Annotated in this window: 17 protein-coding genes and 1 riboswitch; of the genes, 7 read left to right on the top strand and 10 right to left on the bottom strand. The window is 67.7% G+C overall.

Translation table 11 applies throughout. The features are described from left to right. Window positions 1-51: 51 nt before the first annotated feature. Window positions 52-1,035 carry a bile acid:sodium symporter family protein gene (locus RCH21_RS04405; RefSeq protein ID WP_120147462.1) on the bottom strand — a complete coding sequence of 328 codons (984 nt, stop codon included), beginning with the start codon at window positions 1,033-1,035 and terminating at the stop codon, window positions 52-54. 102 nt (window positions 1,036-1,137) lie between these two features. Between RCH21_RS04405 and RCH21_RS04400 the strand changes: the two genes are divergently transcribed. Then, window positions 1,138-1,473, top strand: a complete 336-nt coding sequence (locus RCH21_RS04400; protein ID WP_326963361.1) for a hypothetical protein — start codon at window positions 1,138-1,140, stop codon at window positions 1,471-1,473. 102 nt (window positions 1,474-1,575) lie between these two features. Beyond that, window positions 1,576-1,842, top strand: a complete 267-nt coding sequence (locus tag RCH21_RS04395) for a DUF6480 family protein (protein WP_120147464.1) — start codon at window positions 1,576-1,578, stop codon at window positions 1,840-1,842. A gap of 73 nt (window positions 1,843-1,915) precedes the next feature. Here the strand turns inward: RCH21_RS04395 and RCH21_RS04390 are convergent, their stop codons facing one another. The 3 genes from RCH21_RS04390 to RCH21_RS04380 form a co-directional block, all read right to left on the bottom strand. Further along, on the bottom strand, window positions 1,916-2,239 hold the full coding sequence (locus RCH21_RS04390) for a PRC-barrel domain-containing protein (RefSeq protein WP_326963360.1): 324 nt from the start codon (window positions 2,237-2,239) through the stop codon (window positions 1,916-1,918). Between the two features lie 80 nt (window positions 2,240-2,319). Beyond that, window positions 2,320-3,375, bottom strand: a complete 1,056-nt coding sequence (locus RCH21_RS04385) for an iron-siderophore ABC transporter substrate-binding protein (protein ID WP_326963359.1) — start codon at window positions 3,373-3,375, stop codon at window positions 2,320-2,322. A gap of 103 nt (window positions 3,376-3,478) precedes the next feature. Beyond that, on the bottom strand, window positions 3,479-3,901 hold the full coding sequence (locus tag RCH21_RS04380; RefSeq protein ID WP_326963358.1) for a ChaB family protein: 423 nt from the start codon (window positions 3,899-3,901) through the stop codon (window positions 3,479-3,481). A 221-nt stretch (window positions 3,902-4,122) separates the two neighbouring features. Here RCH21_RS04380 and RCH21_RS04375 point away from each other — a divergent pair, with 221 nt between their 5' ends. Beyond that, a complete protein-coding gene (locus RCH21_RS04375; protein ID WP_326963357.1) occupies window positions 4,123-5,316 on the top strand; it encodes a M14 family zinc carboxypeptidase in 1,194 nt (397 codons plus the stop codon). Window positions 5,317-5,485: 169 nt separating this feature from the next. On the opposite strand, the gene RCH21_RS04370 is transcribed toward RCH21_RS04375, so the two are convergent. From RCH21_RS04370 to RCH21_RS04350, 5 genes are all read right to left on the bottom strand, one after another. Next, entirely contained in the window at window positions 5,486-6,349 is an 864-nt protein-coding gene (locus RCH21_RS04370) for a phosphatidylinositol-specific phospholipase C/glycerophosphodiester phosphodiesterase family protein (protein ID WP_326963356.1), read from the bottom strand. Between the two features lie 161 nt (window positions 6,350-6,510). Then, window positions 6,511-7,458 (bottom strand): ATP-grasp domain-containing protein, encoded by a 948-nt coding sequence (locus RCH21_RS04365; protein WP_326963355.1) that lies wholly within the window; start codon window positions 7,456-7,458, stop codon window positions 6,511-6,513. 95 nt (window positions 7,459-7,553) lie between these two features. Next, on the bottom strand, window positions 7,554-7,832 hold the full coding sequence (locus RCH21_RS04360; RefSeq protein WP_326963354.1) for a hypothetical protein: 279 nt from the start codon (window positions 7,830-7,832) through the stop codon (window positions 7,554-7,556). Window positions 7,833-7,879: 47 nt separating this feature from the next. Continuing rightward, on the bottom strand, window positions 7,880-9,451 hold the full coding sequence (locus RCH21_RS04355) for an AbgT family transporter (RefSeq protein ID WP_326963353.1): 1,572 nt from the start codon (window positions 9,449-9,451) through the stop codon (window positions 7,880-7,882). A gap of 72 nt (window positions 9,452-9,523) precedes the next feature. Then, window positions 9,524-10,843 (bottom strand): M20 family metallopeptidase, encoded by a 1,320-nt coding sequence (locus tag RCH21_RS04350; RefSeq protein ID WP_326963352.1) that lies wholly within the window; start codon window positions 10,841-10,843, stop codon window positions 9,524-9,526. Window positions 10,844-11,024: 181 nt separating this feature from the next. On the opposite strand from RCH21_RS04350, the gene RCH21_RS04345 reads away from it, so the two are divergent. The 4 genes from RCH21_RS04345 to RCH21_RS04330 all read left to right on the top strand — a co-directional run bounded on the left by RCH21_RS04345 (window position 11,025) and on the right by RCH21_RS04330 (window position 14,086). Continuing rightward, entirely contained in the window at window positions 11,025-11,246 is a 222-nt protein-coding gene (locus RCH21_RS04345) for a hypothetical protein (protein ID WP_326963351.1), read from the top strand. 38 nt (window positions 11,247-11,284) lie between these two features. Continuing rightward, window positions 11,285-12,922, top strand: coding sequence for an ABC-F family ATP-binding cassette domain-containing protein (locus RCH21_RS04340; protein WP_326963350.1), 1,638 nt, complete (start codon window positions 11,285-11,287; stop codon window positions 12,920-12,922). 41 nt (window positions 12,923-12,963) lie between these two features. Continuing rightward, a riboswitch (guanidine-III (ykkC-III) riboswitch) is annotated at window positions 12,964-13,031 on the top strand. 10 nt (window positions 13,032-13,041) lie between these two features. After that, entirely contained in the window at window positions 13,042-13,356 is a 315-nt protein-coding gene (locus RCH21_RS04335; protein WP_326963349.1) for a DMT family transporter, read from the top strand. Window positions 13,357-13,543: 187 nt separating this feature from the next. Then, window positions 13,544-14,086: a hypothetical protein gene (locus RCH21_RS04330; protein ID WP_326963348.1), complete on the top strand. Its 543-nt coding sequence runs from the start codon at window positions 13,544-13,546 to the stop codon at window positions 14,084-14,086. A 2-nt stretch (window positions 14,087-14,088) separates the two neighbouring features. Here RCH21_RS04330 and RCH21_RS04325 read toward each other — a convergent pair whose 3' ends face one another. After that, window positions 14,089-15,285, bottom strand: a complete 1,197-nt coding sequence (locus tag RCH21_RS04325) for a TerC family protein (protein WP_326963347.1) — start codon at window positions 15,283-15,285, stop codon at window positions 14,089-14,091. Window positions 15,286-15,349: the final 64 nt, after the last annotated feature.

Here is a 15,349-nt window from a genome sequence, read left to right as displayed (position 1 = left end):
GTCATTCCGGTGACGTCGATCGGGAAAGGATCCGGCGTTCCGGCAGGATGCTCAGCGCTGCACAGCTACGGCAGGAGCGGCTGCGCGCGCATCGCGGCGCCGCCAGTACGCGGCCAGGGCAGCCCCGGAGACGTTGTGCCAGACGGAGAAGATGGCCGCGGGCAGGGCCGCCTCCGGCGTCAGGTACGTCCGGGCCAGGCCCGCGGCCAGTCCGGAGTTCTGCATGCCGACCTCTATCGCCGTCGTCCTCCTCGCCGCGACGGGAAGCTTGAACAGACGCGCGGCACCGTATCCCAGGGCGTAGCCGAGGCCGTTGTGCAGGATCACCGCGGCAAGGACGAGGAGCCCGGCCGAGAAGATGATCCCGGCACTGCCGGACACCACGGCGATCACCACCACCGTGATGGCTCCCACCGAGATCCAGGGGAGCGCGGGGAGGAGGGTCGCGACGAGCCGGGGCAGGAAGTACCGGACGGCGAGGCCCACGATGACCGGGATCAGCACGATCTGGAGGATGGACAGGCCGATGGCGGCGGCATCTACGGGCATGTACTGACCCGCGAGCCAGAGCGTGAGCAGCGGCGTCAGCACCGGGGCGAGGATCGTGGACACCGAGGTCATCGCGACGGACAGTGCCACGTCGCCGCGCGCGAGGTAGGAGACCACGTTGGAGGCCGTCCCGCCGGGGCAGCACCCCACGAGGATGACGCCGGCGGCGAGGGCCGGCGGAAGCCCGAGTGCCATCGAGACGACCCACCCGATCGACGGCATGATCACGAACTGCGCCACCACCCCGATCACGACGGGGATGGGGCGCTTTCCGATCAGTGCGAAGTCCACCGGCGTAAGGGTCAGGCCCATCCCGAACATGATCACTCCGAGCAGCGGATTGACCAGTGGACCGAGTCCCGCGAAGGATGCGGGCGTGAGGACGGCCACGAGTCCGCCGGCCAGGATCAGCAACGGGAACAGCGTCACGGCGATCCTTGCGCTGCGTTCTTCGGCGGCCTTCGGCTGCGGGGAATTGTTACTCATGGTTAACGGAATATCACGTGCTCCCCCGCGGCCCGCACTGTTACAGTGGCTCACACCCCGAAGGCAAGGGTACTTAGTTCCTCACTGACGGCAGGTAGGACAATGGCGACGACCGACAGGAAATTCACCGCTACCGAGGAGTCGACGAGCAAGCATCCCCACGACTGGGGCCGGGCGATGTCCGTGGCGATCTGCCGCCTGACGGACATGGCGCGGGAGGCAGGCGACCCGGTACACGACGAAGCATTGATCGGCGAGGACCTCCACCTCTTCGTCGAGGACACCCACGACGGCGTCAGCATCACGATGTCGTGGACGCCCCGAGAGCGGGCCGCCCTTCCCCCGGCGACTCCCACCTCCGAGGACAGCCCGGAGCACGGCGCATCGGGCGAGCGGTTCGATCCGACCGGTGGCAGCACCGCAGGGTTGGGTCAGTAGCGAAAAGCAGCCGGCCTCGCATGCCCCTGAATCAGTAAGCAGACTTATGATTTCCGGCGTAGTGTTGCAGGGAATTACACGGCGAACCACGTGGAGGACAGTATGAGTGAGAAGCGCCCGGATCCCTCGAATGCGGGAAACCCCGATCCGATCGAAAACAACATCACCGGCCTCGAGCCAGGAGGCGGCGTGCCACCGGGCGAAACACCTCCGGGCGAGGCCAGCACCACCTGGCAGCAGGGACATGCCGACGATGAAACCCCGTCACGCGGCCTTCAGGGAGTGTGGCTCGGCATGATCGGGCTGATCGTGCTGCTCGTGCTGGTATTCATCGTCGGAAACATCGTCGGCCTCTTCAACATGTTCTGATCTCTTGGTAAGCGAAAGCCCCCACCCGCCGGCCGGCGGATGGGGGCTTTCGTCCGTGCGGCGGAAATCCGCGCTAGGACGCCGCTTCGTCGCGCAGGCGGTAGTAGTCGATCAGCGCCGACTCCTCCTCTGGCGAGAGCTCGACGCTGCTGACGGCGTCGGGCGCGTCCGTGATTATGCTCTTCGTCCAGGCGAGGTGCAGGTCATCGCCCTCGAACCGGGAGTTCGCCAGGGGCACGTAGTGCTTGCGCGAGTTCAGCAGACCCAGTGACACCGTGACCCAGGCGGGGATACCCGATTCCTTCTCGAGGTGCACGTCGTTCACGTCTCCGAGCTTCTTGCCCTTGCTGTCCCAGGCGACAGCCGCCTGGAGCTTGTTGATTTCTGCCTGAGACATCGGCTTCCCTTCGGTGGAGGAGGATCGGTTCGCTTCCCATTCCAGCCCAGATACTGCCTGGGGGCAATCAGGATCCGGCGTCAGGCCTTGTCCGCGGCTTCACCGAGCATCGGCAGGAAGCGGTCCAGCGCCCACACCAGGCTCAGCGGATTGGCCGCGGAGATGGAGAGGGTCAGCGTGTTGTCACTGTCCGCGACGAGTGCGCCCTTCGAGACGGCGGGGATCTGCGCGAGCAGCGGATCGGCGGAGATGGCCTCCTTGGTGGCCTCGTCCGGCACCCAGGTCACGAAGATGTCCGAATCCAGTTCATTGGCACGCTCGGCCGACCACGGGATGAAGAACTCCTCGGAGCCCGTGGTGTTGTCGGTGACGACATCGGCCTGGACCATGCCGAGCTCGGTCAGGAAGCGGGGGCGGTTGTCGTTCGCGGTGTACACGCTCACGCCGTCCGCACTGGCCGGTTCGAGGTTGCCGTAGATGAAGGTCTTGCCCTCGAGCTGCGGATACTCGGCGGCGGCGTCCGCGATCGCCCCCTCCGTCTCCGACACGAGCTGCTCGGCATCCTCGGACAGGCCGAGCGCCTCACCGATGATGCGCGTCGAATCCTGCCAGGCCGTGCCGTAGGCCACCTCAGGGTAGGCGACGACCGGCGCGATCTTGCTGAGGGTGTCGTAGTCCTCCTGCGACAGACCGGAGTAGGCGGCAAGGATCACGTCCGGGTTCGTGGCTGCGATGTCGTCGAAGGCGATGCCGTCCGTCTCCGAGTACTGCGCCGGCGCACTCCCGGTCCCGATGGCGGCGCCGAGCTCCTCGAGCTTCGCGTCCTTCCACGGAGTCGACTGGTTCTCGTTGCCACCATAGGTGTCGGCAGGCATCCCGACGGGCACGACGCCGAGGGCAAGGGACACATCCGCGTTCACCCACGAGACGGTGGCCACGCGCTCGGGCTTCTCGGCGAGGGTGGTCTCGCCGAAGGCGTGCTCGATGGTGACGGGGAAGGCGTCCGCATCAGCGGAGGCGCTGCTTCCTCCACCGGCCGCCGTGCCGCTGTCGGCGGGGCCGGTGGAGCAGGCGGAAAGGGAGAGGACGGCGACGGCGGCAGCGGCAATCAGGCCGCGCAGGCGTGGGGGGGCCATGAGGCTCCTTGGCTTCGACGGCCTCGCACGAGGCCATGGGGACGGATAGAAGTAAGGGTAGCCTAAGGCGAGCGAATTACGAAAAGCTTTCGTTACGTAATAGCTACGACTCGCGGGCCTTGCGCGTCTCACGGTCGTTCGCCTTCTGCAGGGCGTCGATGAGTTCACCCTTCGTCATGGCCGAGCGGCCCGGCACATCGAGCTTCTTCGCAAGGTCGTAGAGGTGCTTCTTGCTGGCGTTCGCGTCCACCCCGCCTGCCGTAGGGCGCCCGTCGGCGCCTCCGCCTGCCGCCTGATCGTCGGACGGCCCCTTCGACTCCTTCGGCTCCCAGTGGTCCCCCACCTTCTCGAAACCGTGCTTGAGCGAGGCGAATGCGGTCCGACGTGCGCGCTCGCCGTCGCCGTACTGTTCCTCCGCGGCGTCGAGGGTCGCGGCGAAGGTGTCCTGCGCCTTCGCGTCGGAGCGCTGGAGCGTGCTGGGAAGCGTCTCGGCCTTGACCTCGCCGTCCTCGGTGAATCGCGACATCCGCTGCATCCTCTCGTGGGTTCGACCCCGCCTCCCCAGAGGCGGCCCGGCCGGGACGGGCGCTACCCGGACTCACTCGAGCATATCCGGCACCCTGTCCATCGTCCCTCCCGCACGGTACCGTGAACCGCACCAGCCATTGGGTAAGGCCAACCGCAGCGGGGACGCGGTGGCCCTGCCTGGCCGGCCGGCCACTACTCACGCGCCAATGGAGGACTTTCGTGATCAGGAGCAACACCACCGCACCGGAACGGCCCAGAGCTGCCCGGACCCGGACACTTGCACTCGGCCTTGCTGCGCTCATCAGCCTGCCGCTTCTCACCTCGGGGCCGGCACAGGCCAAGGGCAACTTCCCCTCACCCGAGGGCAACACCAGCACCGCCAGCATCCTCACCTACGCCGACACCGTCAAGGAACTGGAAAGGATCGAGGAGACCTCCCGCTACGGGGTGGACGTCTTCACGCTCGCCGAGGCGGGCACCGGGGTCGACACCAGCGAGCAGGGCCGGGACCTGTACGTGGCAACCGTCGGTGACGGACCGAAGGACGTCTGGGTGCAAGGGCGCATCCACGGGAACGAGCCCTACGGCGCCGAAGCCATCCTCAGCCTGCTCAAGGACCTCGGAACCAACGGCTCCCCCGAGTACGAGGAGATCCGGGACGCCTTCACCATCCACTTCATCCCGATGTACAACCCGGACGGCAGCGAACTGAACATCCGCCAGACCGTCCTCTGGGATACCGCCGCGAACGCGCCCCGCAAGGGCGCCAACGGACAGGACCTCATCGTGGACCTCAACCGCGACTGGGTGGCAGACAAGTTCCAGGCGCGGGAGTCGCTCGCCTTCTACGAGTACTGGACCATGGTGGATCCTGAGTACGGCATCGACATCCACCACCAGGGTCTCAAGCAGCAGTACGGCACGGGCGACGACGTCACCCTGTCCCTCGGCATCTCCCTCGCTCCGGGTGGACCGACACTGCCCACCCTCAAGGGTGGCGCATACGACGTCCTCACCCGCCAGATGCACGGGTACGTGTACGAGGAGCTGAAGGGCACCGGCTTCATCACGATGGATCGGTACCAGGTGGGCAACAGCCTGGAGATCGACATCAAGGGCGGGGTCGTTTCCGCCATGATGCTGGGGTTGAACCACCAGAACCTCAACCCCGAGGGCCACTCGAATCCCGTGGTGTTCTTCGAGACCTCCGGCAACACCAGCGACGGGTCACTCGGCCAGAAGGCACGGGGGAAGAGCATCCAGCAGAACATCCTGGCCATGCGGACGCTGCTCGGCGGCCTCGCCAGTGGCGAGGTGCAGCAGACGGATCCCGAGGTGTGGGAGGACATCCCCCACGCACCGGTCACCGGCTACAGCACGGACTACGCGGGCACCATCCCCGTCACGCCGTAGGTCCTTCGCCAGGCTCGACGACGGCGCCTCCGCACTCGGCGGAGGCGCCGTCGTCGTTTGGTACGGGCCGTCGTCGTTCGGTACGAGCCGCCGTCGTTCGTGATGAGCCGGGATCGGGCTGGCGCAGGGAGATCCCTGGCGCCCGATCGGCGTTTCGCCTCGCCCCGGCTCAGCCGCGGGCGGTGAGGAATGCCTCGAGCGCCGGAAGGTCATCTGTGTTGATGTGGTCGACACCCGCGTCGTCGAGTTCCGCCCAGACTGCCTCGCGGGCGGCGCCGGGGAGGTCGGGGGTGGCCCAGAACCTCACGCGTGCTCCCTGCTGGTGGGCTGTGGCGACATAGTCCCGCAGCTTCGTCCGTTCAGCCGGAGGCATCTCCCCGACACCCAGCCAGGTGAACAGCTGCGTCCAGTTGTTGCTGACCAGGGGCATGAGGCTGGATGGCAGGGCCGAGCCGAGATCCGTCGCGCGGCCGTCATAGAAGCTCAGGCGCTGCCGATCAGCCTCCATCGTGGCCAGGGGGCGGTTTCCGCTGACAACCACGCTCACGGCACCCTGCAGAACCTTGCCGTTGGAGAAGCGGCTGAGCATGCTTCGGTGCTCGCCGAGCTCGGCCTCGATGGCGGCCCACGTCTGTTCGGCGTCGCCCTTGATGTCCACGAGGAGCTGGAACCCGCCTTCCCAGCCCGAATAGACGCTGCCCGCCCTGCCGCTGACGAGGTCGTCGAGCGGATCGAGGTACAGGCTTTCGAGTGTCACGCCGGGCCTCACGTCCTCGAGATCATGGGCCACCAGGAGCTCGCCGTCGACGAGCCAGACGTCGGCCTCGACGCTCGTGAATCCGTGCGCGAGCGCGTCGTACAGCGGGCGGTCCTGCTCGTAGTCGTTGTGCGCATGGGCCGCCGCCTGCGGGGTCCCGAGCAGGGTGTTGTCATGGGCCGGGGCGGCCGACGCCGGCAGTGCGGCGACGAGAGTGGCGGGCAGGGCGAGCGCGATGGCGGCGAGGATGGCGGCGAGGGGGCGTGCGACGGGCATGGGTGTTCAGCTTCCTTCGAGGTGCAGGGACGGCACCACGCTAGGAAGCGGACATGAGCAGGAGGCCGACGCCGGTTGGCCTCCCGATGAACGCAGGCGGACGGCCCGACCCGTCGTCGGTCCCCTGCCCGCCCGGAATCCGCGCCGGAGCAGCGCACCTGTCAGCCCAGGGTCGCGAGGTACCTGACCAGCTCACGCGGAGCAGAGGTCGGGGCCACTGCTTCCACTGCCGCGTTGTAGTTCGTGTTGGTGTTGACGTCGTAGGTCAGCACGCGGCCGTCGGCGGTCTCGATGAACTCGATGCCGCAGACCTCGAGCTGGTTGCGCCGCGCGAACTCCTCGAACGAGGCGATGACCGGGTGGTCGAAACCCTCGCGGAGGCTGAAGAGCTGCTGTCCGGGCTCGGGGGCGATGGTGGCGCCGGGCGGCATGATGGGCCTGCCCGTCTCGGGGTCGATGGCGCACGCATCCGCCGGGCACAGCTGGAACCCGCCGCGGGCCGTGTCCGCCTTGATCGCGTAGACGAACCTGCCGCCCACGATCTCCGCCCGGGTGATGAAGGGCTCGGCAGCCTGGATGAACTCCTGCACCAGGGTGATGCCGTCCTGCGGCTCCTCGAACTCGTTCGAGGCCACGTACGCGGCCAGCTCCTCGTGCGAGTCGAACTTCCGGACGCCGAGGCCCTTGCCGCCCTGGTTGTGCTTGATGATGAAGGGGACATCGAAGCCCTGCGCGGCTTCGAGGATCCGGTCCCGGCCCACGGCGGCGACCGTCCGGGGAGTGTCGATACCGGCGGCCTTCAGCGCGGTCAACTGGTCCACCTTGCTCATCTCGAGCTCGAGCACGCGCCGGCCGTTGACCGTCCGGCGCCCATGGGCCTCGAGCCAGGACAGGACGGAGCGGGCGTAGTCCTTGGACAGGCCATGGTCCCGGGTGTGGGCCGAGGCGCTGATCCGGGACCAGAAGATGCCCTCCGGCGGGACGGAATCGAGGTCCAGGACACCATCCGTGAGCAGCCATTCGACCACTTCGACGCCTTCGGCCTCGAAGGCGCGGGCGAAGGGCGGGAACCATTCAGGGTTCTCATGCAGGGCGTAGACCGTGGTCACGGGGGTCCTTCCGATCGGCAGAGTGCAGGTGGTGCTTCGATCCGCATAACCGGAGCCGCCGGGCACCTATTCCACGCCGACCGCCCCGCAGGTGGTCAGGAGCCGGCGTCGGCGTCGTGCCCGCCACCCCTGAACAGGCTGCGCCGAATCGCGTACACCTGGGCGCCGGCGAGTGCGGCGCTGATGAGGAGGGCCAACGGCCAGGACAGATCAGTGGCATAGACGAGGACGAACGCTATCGAGGCGGCGAGGACGACGACACCGAGGGCCAGGGCCACCCTCAGGTGCCACCGGAGTCCGACGGACCCCGTCGGTGCAGGCCGCCGTACATTCTGGTCGCCGTGCCCGTCACGGTCCACGTCTCCCCCGTCCATCGTCGTCGCGGTTCCCTTCTTCGTTCAAGGATCGCATCGAAGTCCCCCTACTGCTGGATGAAGATGCCGTTGCCCGGGCCCAGTGGCAGGTCGAGGTAGAAGAACACCGTCAGGATGGCTACCCACGCGAGCCAGAACGGCACCACGAAGGGCAGCATGCGTGCCATGAGCGTCCCGAGGCCGGCTTCCGGCTCGTACTTCCGCAGCATGGTGAGGAGCACGATCATGTAGGGGTTCAGCGGGGTGATGACCTGCGTGGCAGAATCGCCGACGCGGAATGCGCCCTGGATGAAGGCCGGCTCGTAGCCGAGCAGCGCGAACAGCGGGACGAACACCGATGCCATGAGCGTCCACATCGATGAGCCCGAGATGATGAAGAGGTTCAGCACCGAGGCGAGCAGGATGAAGGCGATGACCGCCGGGTAGCCCGTCAACCCGATGGCCTCGAGTCCCGATGCGCCCGCGACGGCGATCCAGGACCCGATGCCGGACCAGTTGAACAGGGCGATGAACTGGCCGAGGATGAACGCCAGCACCAGGAAACCCGCCATGTCCCTGATGGCCTCTCCCATGACGCGCGGTACATCCCGGCCCGTGGTGATGGTACCGACGATCCGCCCGTAGACGAGGCCGGGGATGGTGAAGAGCAGGAACACGATGAAGACGATCGAGCTGAGGAGCGGCGAGCGCGGCAGGAACCCGCCGGCCTCGTTGCGCCAGGGCGAGTCCGGGATGATCACTGCGACCAGGACCGCCAGCGCGACGGCGGCGCCGACGATCATGGACCACCTCAGGGCACGGGCCTCCTGGGGCTCCAGTTCGGCCTTGAGGACCACGGGCGCGGACGCGTGCTCGCCGTCCTCGGCGAGTTCGTCGACCGGCACGTTCTGCCGGGAGAGGCGGGGCTCGAGGACCTTGTCGATGATGAACCCGGCAATGAGGATCAGGACCACCGAGGACGCGATGTTGAAGTAGTAGTTGGACAGCGGCGTCACCGGCGACCCCGGGTTGGGGAGATTCTCCGTGACCGCCGTCGTGATGCCGGCGAACAGGGCGTCGAGGCTGGTGACCAGCAGGTTGGTGGAGTACCCGGCTCCGGCGGCCGCGAAGCCGCCGAGGAGGCCCGCGACCGGGTGGCGGCCGGCAGCCTTGAAGACGAGTGCCGCGAGCGGCGGGATGATGACGAACGCGGAGTCGGACATGACGGATCCGACGACGCCGACGAAGCCCACGGCGTAGGGCAGGGCCCAGCGCGGAGCCGAACCGAAGACACGACGGATCAGCGCCCCGAGCAGCCCGGACTTCTCGGCCACGCCGACGGCGAGCAGGATGGGGAGCACCGTGGCCAGCGGCGGGAAGCCGAGGTAGTTGGCCCCTAGGTTCTCGGTGAGCCAGGTCAGGCCCTCTCCCGTGAAGAGGCCCTTGATGACCGTCGATTCCTCCGCACCGGGTACCTGGACGGTCACGTCGGCGAGCGCCATGCCCGTGGTGACCACGGCGGTGATGCCGAAGAGGATCAGGAAGAGCATGAAGGGATCGGGCAGCTTGTTGCCGACCCGCTCCACTCCGGTGAGGAACCGGTCCGCCAGTCCCGGGCGTGTTGCTGCTGTGGATGACATGCGTTCTCCTGGGCGGTCGATGCTGCGAATTCTGCGTGGGGTGCTGATCGTGGAGTGGCTGATCGTGCAGTGTCAGGCGAAGTAGGACGGCACGTCGATCGCGCCGCCCTGCGCCTCGAATTCCTCGTGGACGGCGGTGCGGAGGGATCCGTCGGACAGGTAGTCGAGCGCGGTGAGCGCCAGCCCGACGGCGCCGTCCAGCGCTCCCTGCTCGGCGGCCCCACTCCGAGCCGCTTCAGCGAACCCGCGCGTGTGCAGGGCCGTGGACGGTTCGGCCACGCGGATCAGCGGGTGCATGCCGGGGATCCGGTAACTGACGTTACCGAAATCCGTCGACGCGGCGAGGGTCTCCGAGACGACGCCGAGCGGGAGTGGTGAGCGCCCACGCCGCTGCTGGGCGGCGACCCACCGGCCGGTGAGTGCACTGTTGGTGCGGATCGGGAGCGACGGCGGATGCTCGTCCCACAGCAGTTCCACGCCGGTGCCCGTCATGAGGGCGGCTCCGTGTGCCACGTCCTCGAGGCGGGCGCTGAGGTCCCGCAGGGTCGCGGGCTGCTGCGAGCGGGCGTAGAGCTTGAGGACAGCGCGGCCGGGGATGATGTTGGGGCTCTCGCCGCCCTCGGAGATATTCGTGTGCACCCGGTCCGACGGCGGCAGTTGCTGTCGCAGCAGGCCGATGCCCTGGTAGGCGAGGTTCGCGGCGTCGAGCGCGTTCCGGCCCATGAAGGGTTGCGCGGACGCGTGCGCCTCCACACCGGTGAACGTGATGGTGAGCAGCCGCCGGCCGAGCCAGACCTGGTCCGCGAGGTCGTAACCGTAGGGGTGCACCATGATCGCGGCGTCGATACCGTCGAAGGCACCGTTTCGCGCCATGACCTCCTTGCCGGAGTGGCCCTCCTCGGCGGGGGTCCCGAGGAACACGACGCGCCCCGGTAGCCGATCGGCTACGGAAGCCAGGGCCAGGAAGGCACCCAGCCCGGCCGCCGCGATGACGTTGTGCCCGCACGCATGACCGATCTCCGGGAGGGCATCGTACTCCGCGAGGATCGCGATGGTGGGACCCCGGTCCGCGCTGCCGATCTCCGCCCGCACCGACGTCTCGACGCCGTGGACGCCGAGTGTCGCATCGAGGCCCTGGCGTGTGAGTTCCTGATGCAGCAGCATCACGCTCCGGTGCTCCCTGTACGCCGTTTCCGGGTGTGCGTGCAGGGACTGGACCACGTGGCGAAGGCGCTCCGCGACAGCCTCCACACCCTGCTCGACGTCGTCGGACAGGTCCGGGGAGGCCCCGCCGAAGGGCGAGGGATCCGGCACCGCTTCTGCGAGCAGCCTCCGCGTGCGCTCGTCGATCGACTGCAGGTATGCGTGGTCGGGCTCGGTGGGTCGGCTCATTCGAGTAGCTTAGGCAACGATCAGGGTGCCGTGCTGTCCCCTATGTAAACGCTGGGTAACAGTGCGACCGGGCTCCTGAAAGATAATCTTCCGGAAATATCCCTGCAACACCGCTCCCGAATCATGGAGGGAGCGGCTCGCCAGTCTCAACGGGCCGCATCCTGAACCGTCAAGGAGCACCATGACCGCAATCGCCACTCCCAGCACCGCCCGCATCCTCGATCTCGGTGCCCTGAGCGCCGGGACCGTCGTCGAGGCGCGCCGCAAGAACGAGGTGCACTACCGCGGCTGCGTCGAGGATGCCGCTCCCGGCCTCGGCGTCGTCTGGATCCGTGATGACCTCGCCGGCCACCGGGCCCTCCTCCACCTCGACGAGTACAGCATCTGGCGGATCAGCGCCTGAGCCCCGGGCCTGCATCCCACCCCTCCTAGACTGGGGGGATGACTGCAACCCTCGTGGCGAAGGACCTGTCCGGGGGCCATGCCCACCGAACCCTCTTCTCGAAGCTGGACCTCACCGTCGCACCAGGCGACGTCGTCGGGGTGGTCGGGGCTAACGGTGCCGGAAAGACCACGCTCCTGCGCCTGCTCGCCGGAGCGGACACACCGCTGGCAGGGACCGTCCGCACCACGCCGCCCGACGCCTTCGTGGGCTGGCTCCCGCAGGAACACGAGCGGCTCGAGGGCGAGACCGTCGCCGCCTACATCGGCCGCCGGACCGGCACGACGGCGGCGACCTCCGCCATGGAGGACGCTGCGGCTGCCCTCGGCAGCGGTGAGAAAGGCGCCGACGACGTTTACGCGGTAGCGCTGGACCACTGGATGTCCTCCGGCGCCGTGGACCTCGACGACAGGATGCCGGCCGTTCTGGCCGACGTCGCCGGCGCCCTGGACCCCGCAACCCCGACCACCGCCCTGTCCGGCGGACAGCTCGCCCGTGTCGCCCTCGCGGCCCTGTTGCTCAGCCGCTTCGACATCGTCCTCCTCGACGAGCCCACCAACGACCTCGACCTCGAGGGTCTCGAGCGCCTCGAGGCGTTCATCCAGAACCTGCGCGGAGGCGTGGTCCTCGTCTCCCACGACCGCGAGTTCCTGGCGCGGTGCGTCACCACCGTCGTCGAACTGGATTTCGCCCAGAACAGGGTGGCCGTGTACGACGGCGGCTATGACGCCTTCCTCGAGGAGCGCGCGGTGGCACGGCGCCACGCCCGCGAGGCGTACGAGGAGTATGCGGAGAAGAAGCAGGACCTGGTGGGACGTGCCCGCACGCAGCGCGAGTGGAGCTCGCAGGGTGTGCGAAACGCGATGAAGAAGAGCCCCGACAACGACAAGATCCGCCGGAAGGCCAGTGCCGAGTCCTCCGAGAAGCAGGCGCAGAAGGTGCGCCAGATGGAATCGCGCATCGCCCGGATGGACGAGGTGGAGGAGCCGCGCAAGGAGTGGCAGCTCCAGTTCACCATCGGCTCGGCGACGCGCTCCAGCTCCGTCGTCGCCACCCTCAACAACGCGTCCGCGACGCAGGGCACGTTCACGCTCGGGCCGGTCTCGCTGCAGGTCAACGCAGGCGAGCGCATCGGGATCACCGGACCCAACGGCGCCGGGAAATCGACCCTGCTGCGGCTGCTGCTCGGTCACCAGCAGCCCGACGACGGCGCTGCCGCCCTCGGTTCCAGCGTCGCGGTCGGCGAGATCGACCAGGCACGCGGTCAACTCGATGAGACCCTGCCGCTCGGCACGGCCTTCGAAGCGCTGGTCCCCGAACTGACGCAGGGCGAGGTGCGGACCCTCCTCGCGAAGTTCGGGCTGAAGGCGGACCAGGTGCGCGCCGTCGTCGGTTCCCTCTCGCCCGGGGAGCGCACCCGCGCCGGGCTGGCCCTGCTCCAGGCCCGCGGCGTGAACCTCCTCGTCCTCGACGAGCCGACCAACCACCTGGACCTCCCCGCGATCGAGCAGCTCGAGGATGCGCTCGAGTCCTACACGGGCGCCCTGCTCCTCGTCACGCATGACCGCAGGTTGCTCGAGAACGTCCGCCTGGACGAGCGCTGGCAGGTCGACGGCGGCCGGGTCTCCGTCGGCTAGGACTGGCGGGCGGGTATCACCTGCGCGTGGCACCATGGAAGCCGAGGCGGGGGCGACCCGCTTCCCGGACGATGGGTGCCGTACCCGGTGTGCGACAAGACGGCCCGTGGGAGTGCATCATGGCCTGGCTCGTCCTCGTAGTCTCCGGCGTCCTCGAAGCGGTCTGGGCGACCGCCCTCGGTAGGTCCGAGGGCTTCAGCAAGCCGGGACCGACGCTCGTGTTCGCCGTGGCCATCGTCGCCAGCATGGCGGGCCTGGCCTATGCGATGCGCACCCTGCCCGTCGGCACGGCCTACGCCGTCTGGGTGGGCATCGGAGCATCCCTCACCGTCATCTACGCGATGGTCACGGGCACCGAGCCGGCCTCCCTGCTCAAGATCGTGTTCGTCCTGATGATCGTCGGCGGCGTGATCGGGCTGAAGCTCACGCAATGACCTGCAGATGCCCGCCCATGCTGCCCAGGCGGGGAGATGTCCTGAATCCCCCTTCTTTCCTCGCACTGCCTTGAGACAGCGGCACGACCCTGCGTCAAAACTGAGGGCGTACCGCCGGTTCGGTTGAGGTCCGCGGGAGAGGATCGATACAGGTTCAGCCGGGAGCCGCGACGAGGAGTTCAGCACGATGCAGAATGACGACACCCTGACCGCGATGACGTTCGCCGGGTTCTCCGCCTATGAGACCTGGACGCGCTACTGCAGCATGGGCGGCTGCACCGGCTACTTCGAGGTAGACGCCTACCTCCACGGTCTCTACGGCGTGGGCCGCGAGGACGCCGACCTCGTCTCCCGGGCCGTCAACGGACTGATCGACGGTGCCTGCCCGGCCGACGAGGCCGGGTTCTGCCGCGCCCCCTACTCATGGACGTCGAACTCCGAACAGCCTTCCTACGACGCCGTGCTGGACGGCGCGATCGACGTCATGACCGGGGAGATGGCCGGCGACCTGGACTGGCTCGACGACGGGCCCATCCTGGTCGAGGTGGACGACCTCGTGGGCCCCCACTCGCCGGACACGTTCGGCTCGATGCTCCTCACCGGGCTGGATGTCAGCTCCCTGTCCGGCCGGCCCGGCATTCCGCTCCCGCCCGGCGCACCATTGGAGCTGCTGCGCGAGGTCCTGGACAGCGGGATCATCGGCCGGATCGTTTCCCGCGAGCGGCAGTAGCCCTACCTGCCCGGCTCACGCTCCAGGGCGGCGTCGTGCTCCTCGTGCGCCTTCCGGATCATCTCCATGAACTCGGTCTCGTTGCGGATGAGCCGCTTGAACTTCTCGGGGAGCTTCCTGAGGTCCTGTTCCTCGGCGCACAGCCTGGCGTAGATCTTCTCGCGCTCGGTGATGTCGGTCTCGTAGTTGAGGTCGAGGTATTCGGCGGCGTGGCGTTTGGCACCCGAGATGGCGTTCTTCGCCCTGCCCTTGGGGCTGAGGACCGACGCCAGGACTGTCACGACGAGCACGCCGAGGATCACGCTCAGCGAGAGGCCGGTGCTGATCTCGACGACGCTCACGTGCTCGCCGTTGTTGATGAACGGCAGGTTGTTCTCGTGCAGGGCGTGGAGGATGAGCTTCACGCCGATGAAGCCGAGGATCACCGCCAGGCCGTAGGAGAGGTAGATGAGGCGGTCCAGCAGCCCGTCGATGAGGAAGAACAGCTGCCGCAGTCCCATGAGCGAGAAAGCCGTCGCGGTGAAGACGATGAAGGTGTTCTGGGTCAGGCCGAAGATGGCCGGGATGGAGTCGAGGGCGAAGAGGATATCGGTGGCACCGATGGCCACCATGACGAGCAGCATCGGTGTGAGGACGCGCTTGCCGTCCTCCATGGTGAAGAGCTTGTCGCCGTCGTAGTGCTCCGATGCCGGCAGGAAGCGTTTCGCGAGCCGGATGATGACGCTCTCGCTGTCGTCGTCGTGTGAGCTGGGCTTCAACAGGTTCCCTGCCGTGATGAGCAGGATCAGACCGAAGATGTAGAACACCCAGGCGAAGCTGTTGATCAGCGCGGCCCCCAGGAAGATGAAGCCGGTGCGGGCGATCAGCGAGAAGACGATGCCGAACAGGAGCACCTTCTGCTGGTCCGCCCGGGGCACCTTGAAACTCGACATGATGATGAGGAAGACGAAGAGGTTGTCCACGGACAGCGCCTTCTCCGTCACGTAGCCGGCGAAGTACTCGGTACCCATGGTGGGGCCGCCGAAGATCAGCACGCCCACTCCGAAGAGGAGCGCGATGCCCACGTAGATCGAGGACCAGATCGCGGACTCGCGGAGGCTGGGCGTGTGGGCCTTGCGCACATGGAAGAAGAAGTCGAACACGAGCAGGCCCACGATGCCGATCACCGTGCCGGTCCAGACGTAGAGCGGTACTTCCATGCTGCGGGTCTCCTCGAGGATGGTGCCGGTGCGGTGCAGTCGTGCCGGGCCTTCGGTCGTGCTC

Origin of the sequence: Arthrobacter sp. PL16, from assembly GCF_035985055.1 — a bacterium.
GTDB classification, from domain to species: Bacteria; Actinomycetota; Actinomycetes; order Actinomycetales; family Micrococcaceae; genus Arthrobacter_D; species Arthrobacter_D cheniae.
Note: the sequence above shows the minus strand (reverse complement) of the source record. Positions and strands in the feature narration are given on the sequence as shown.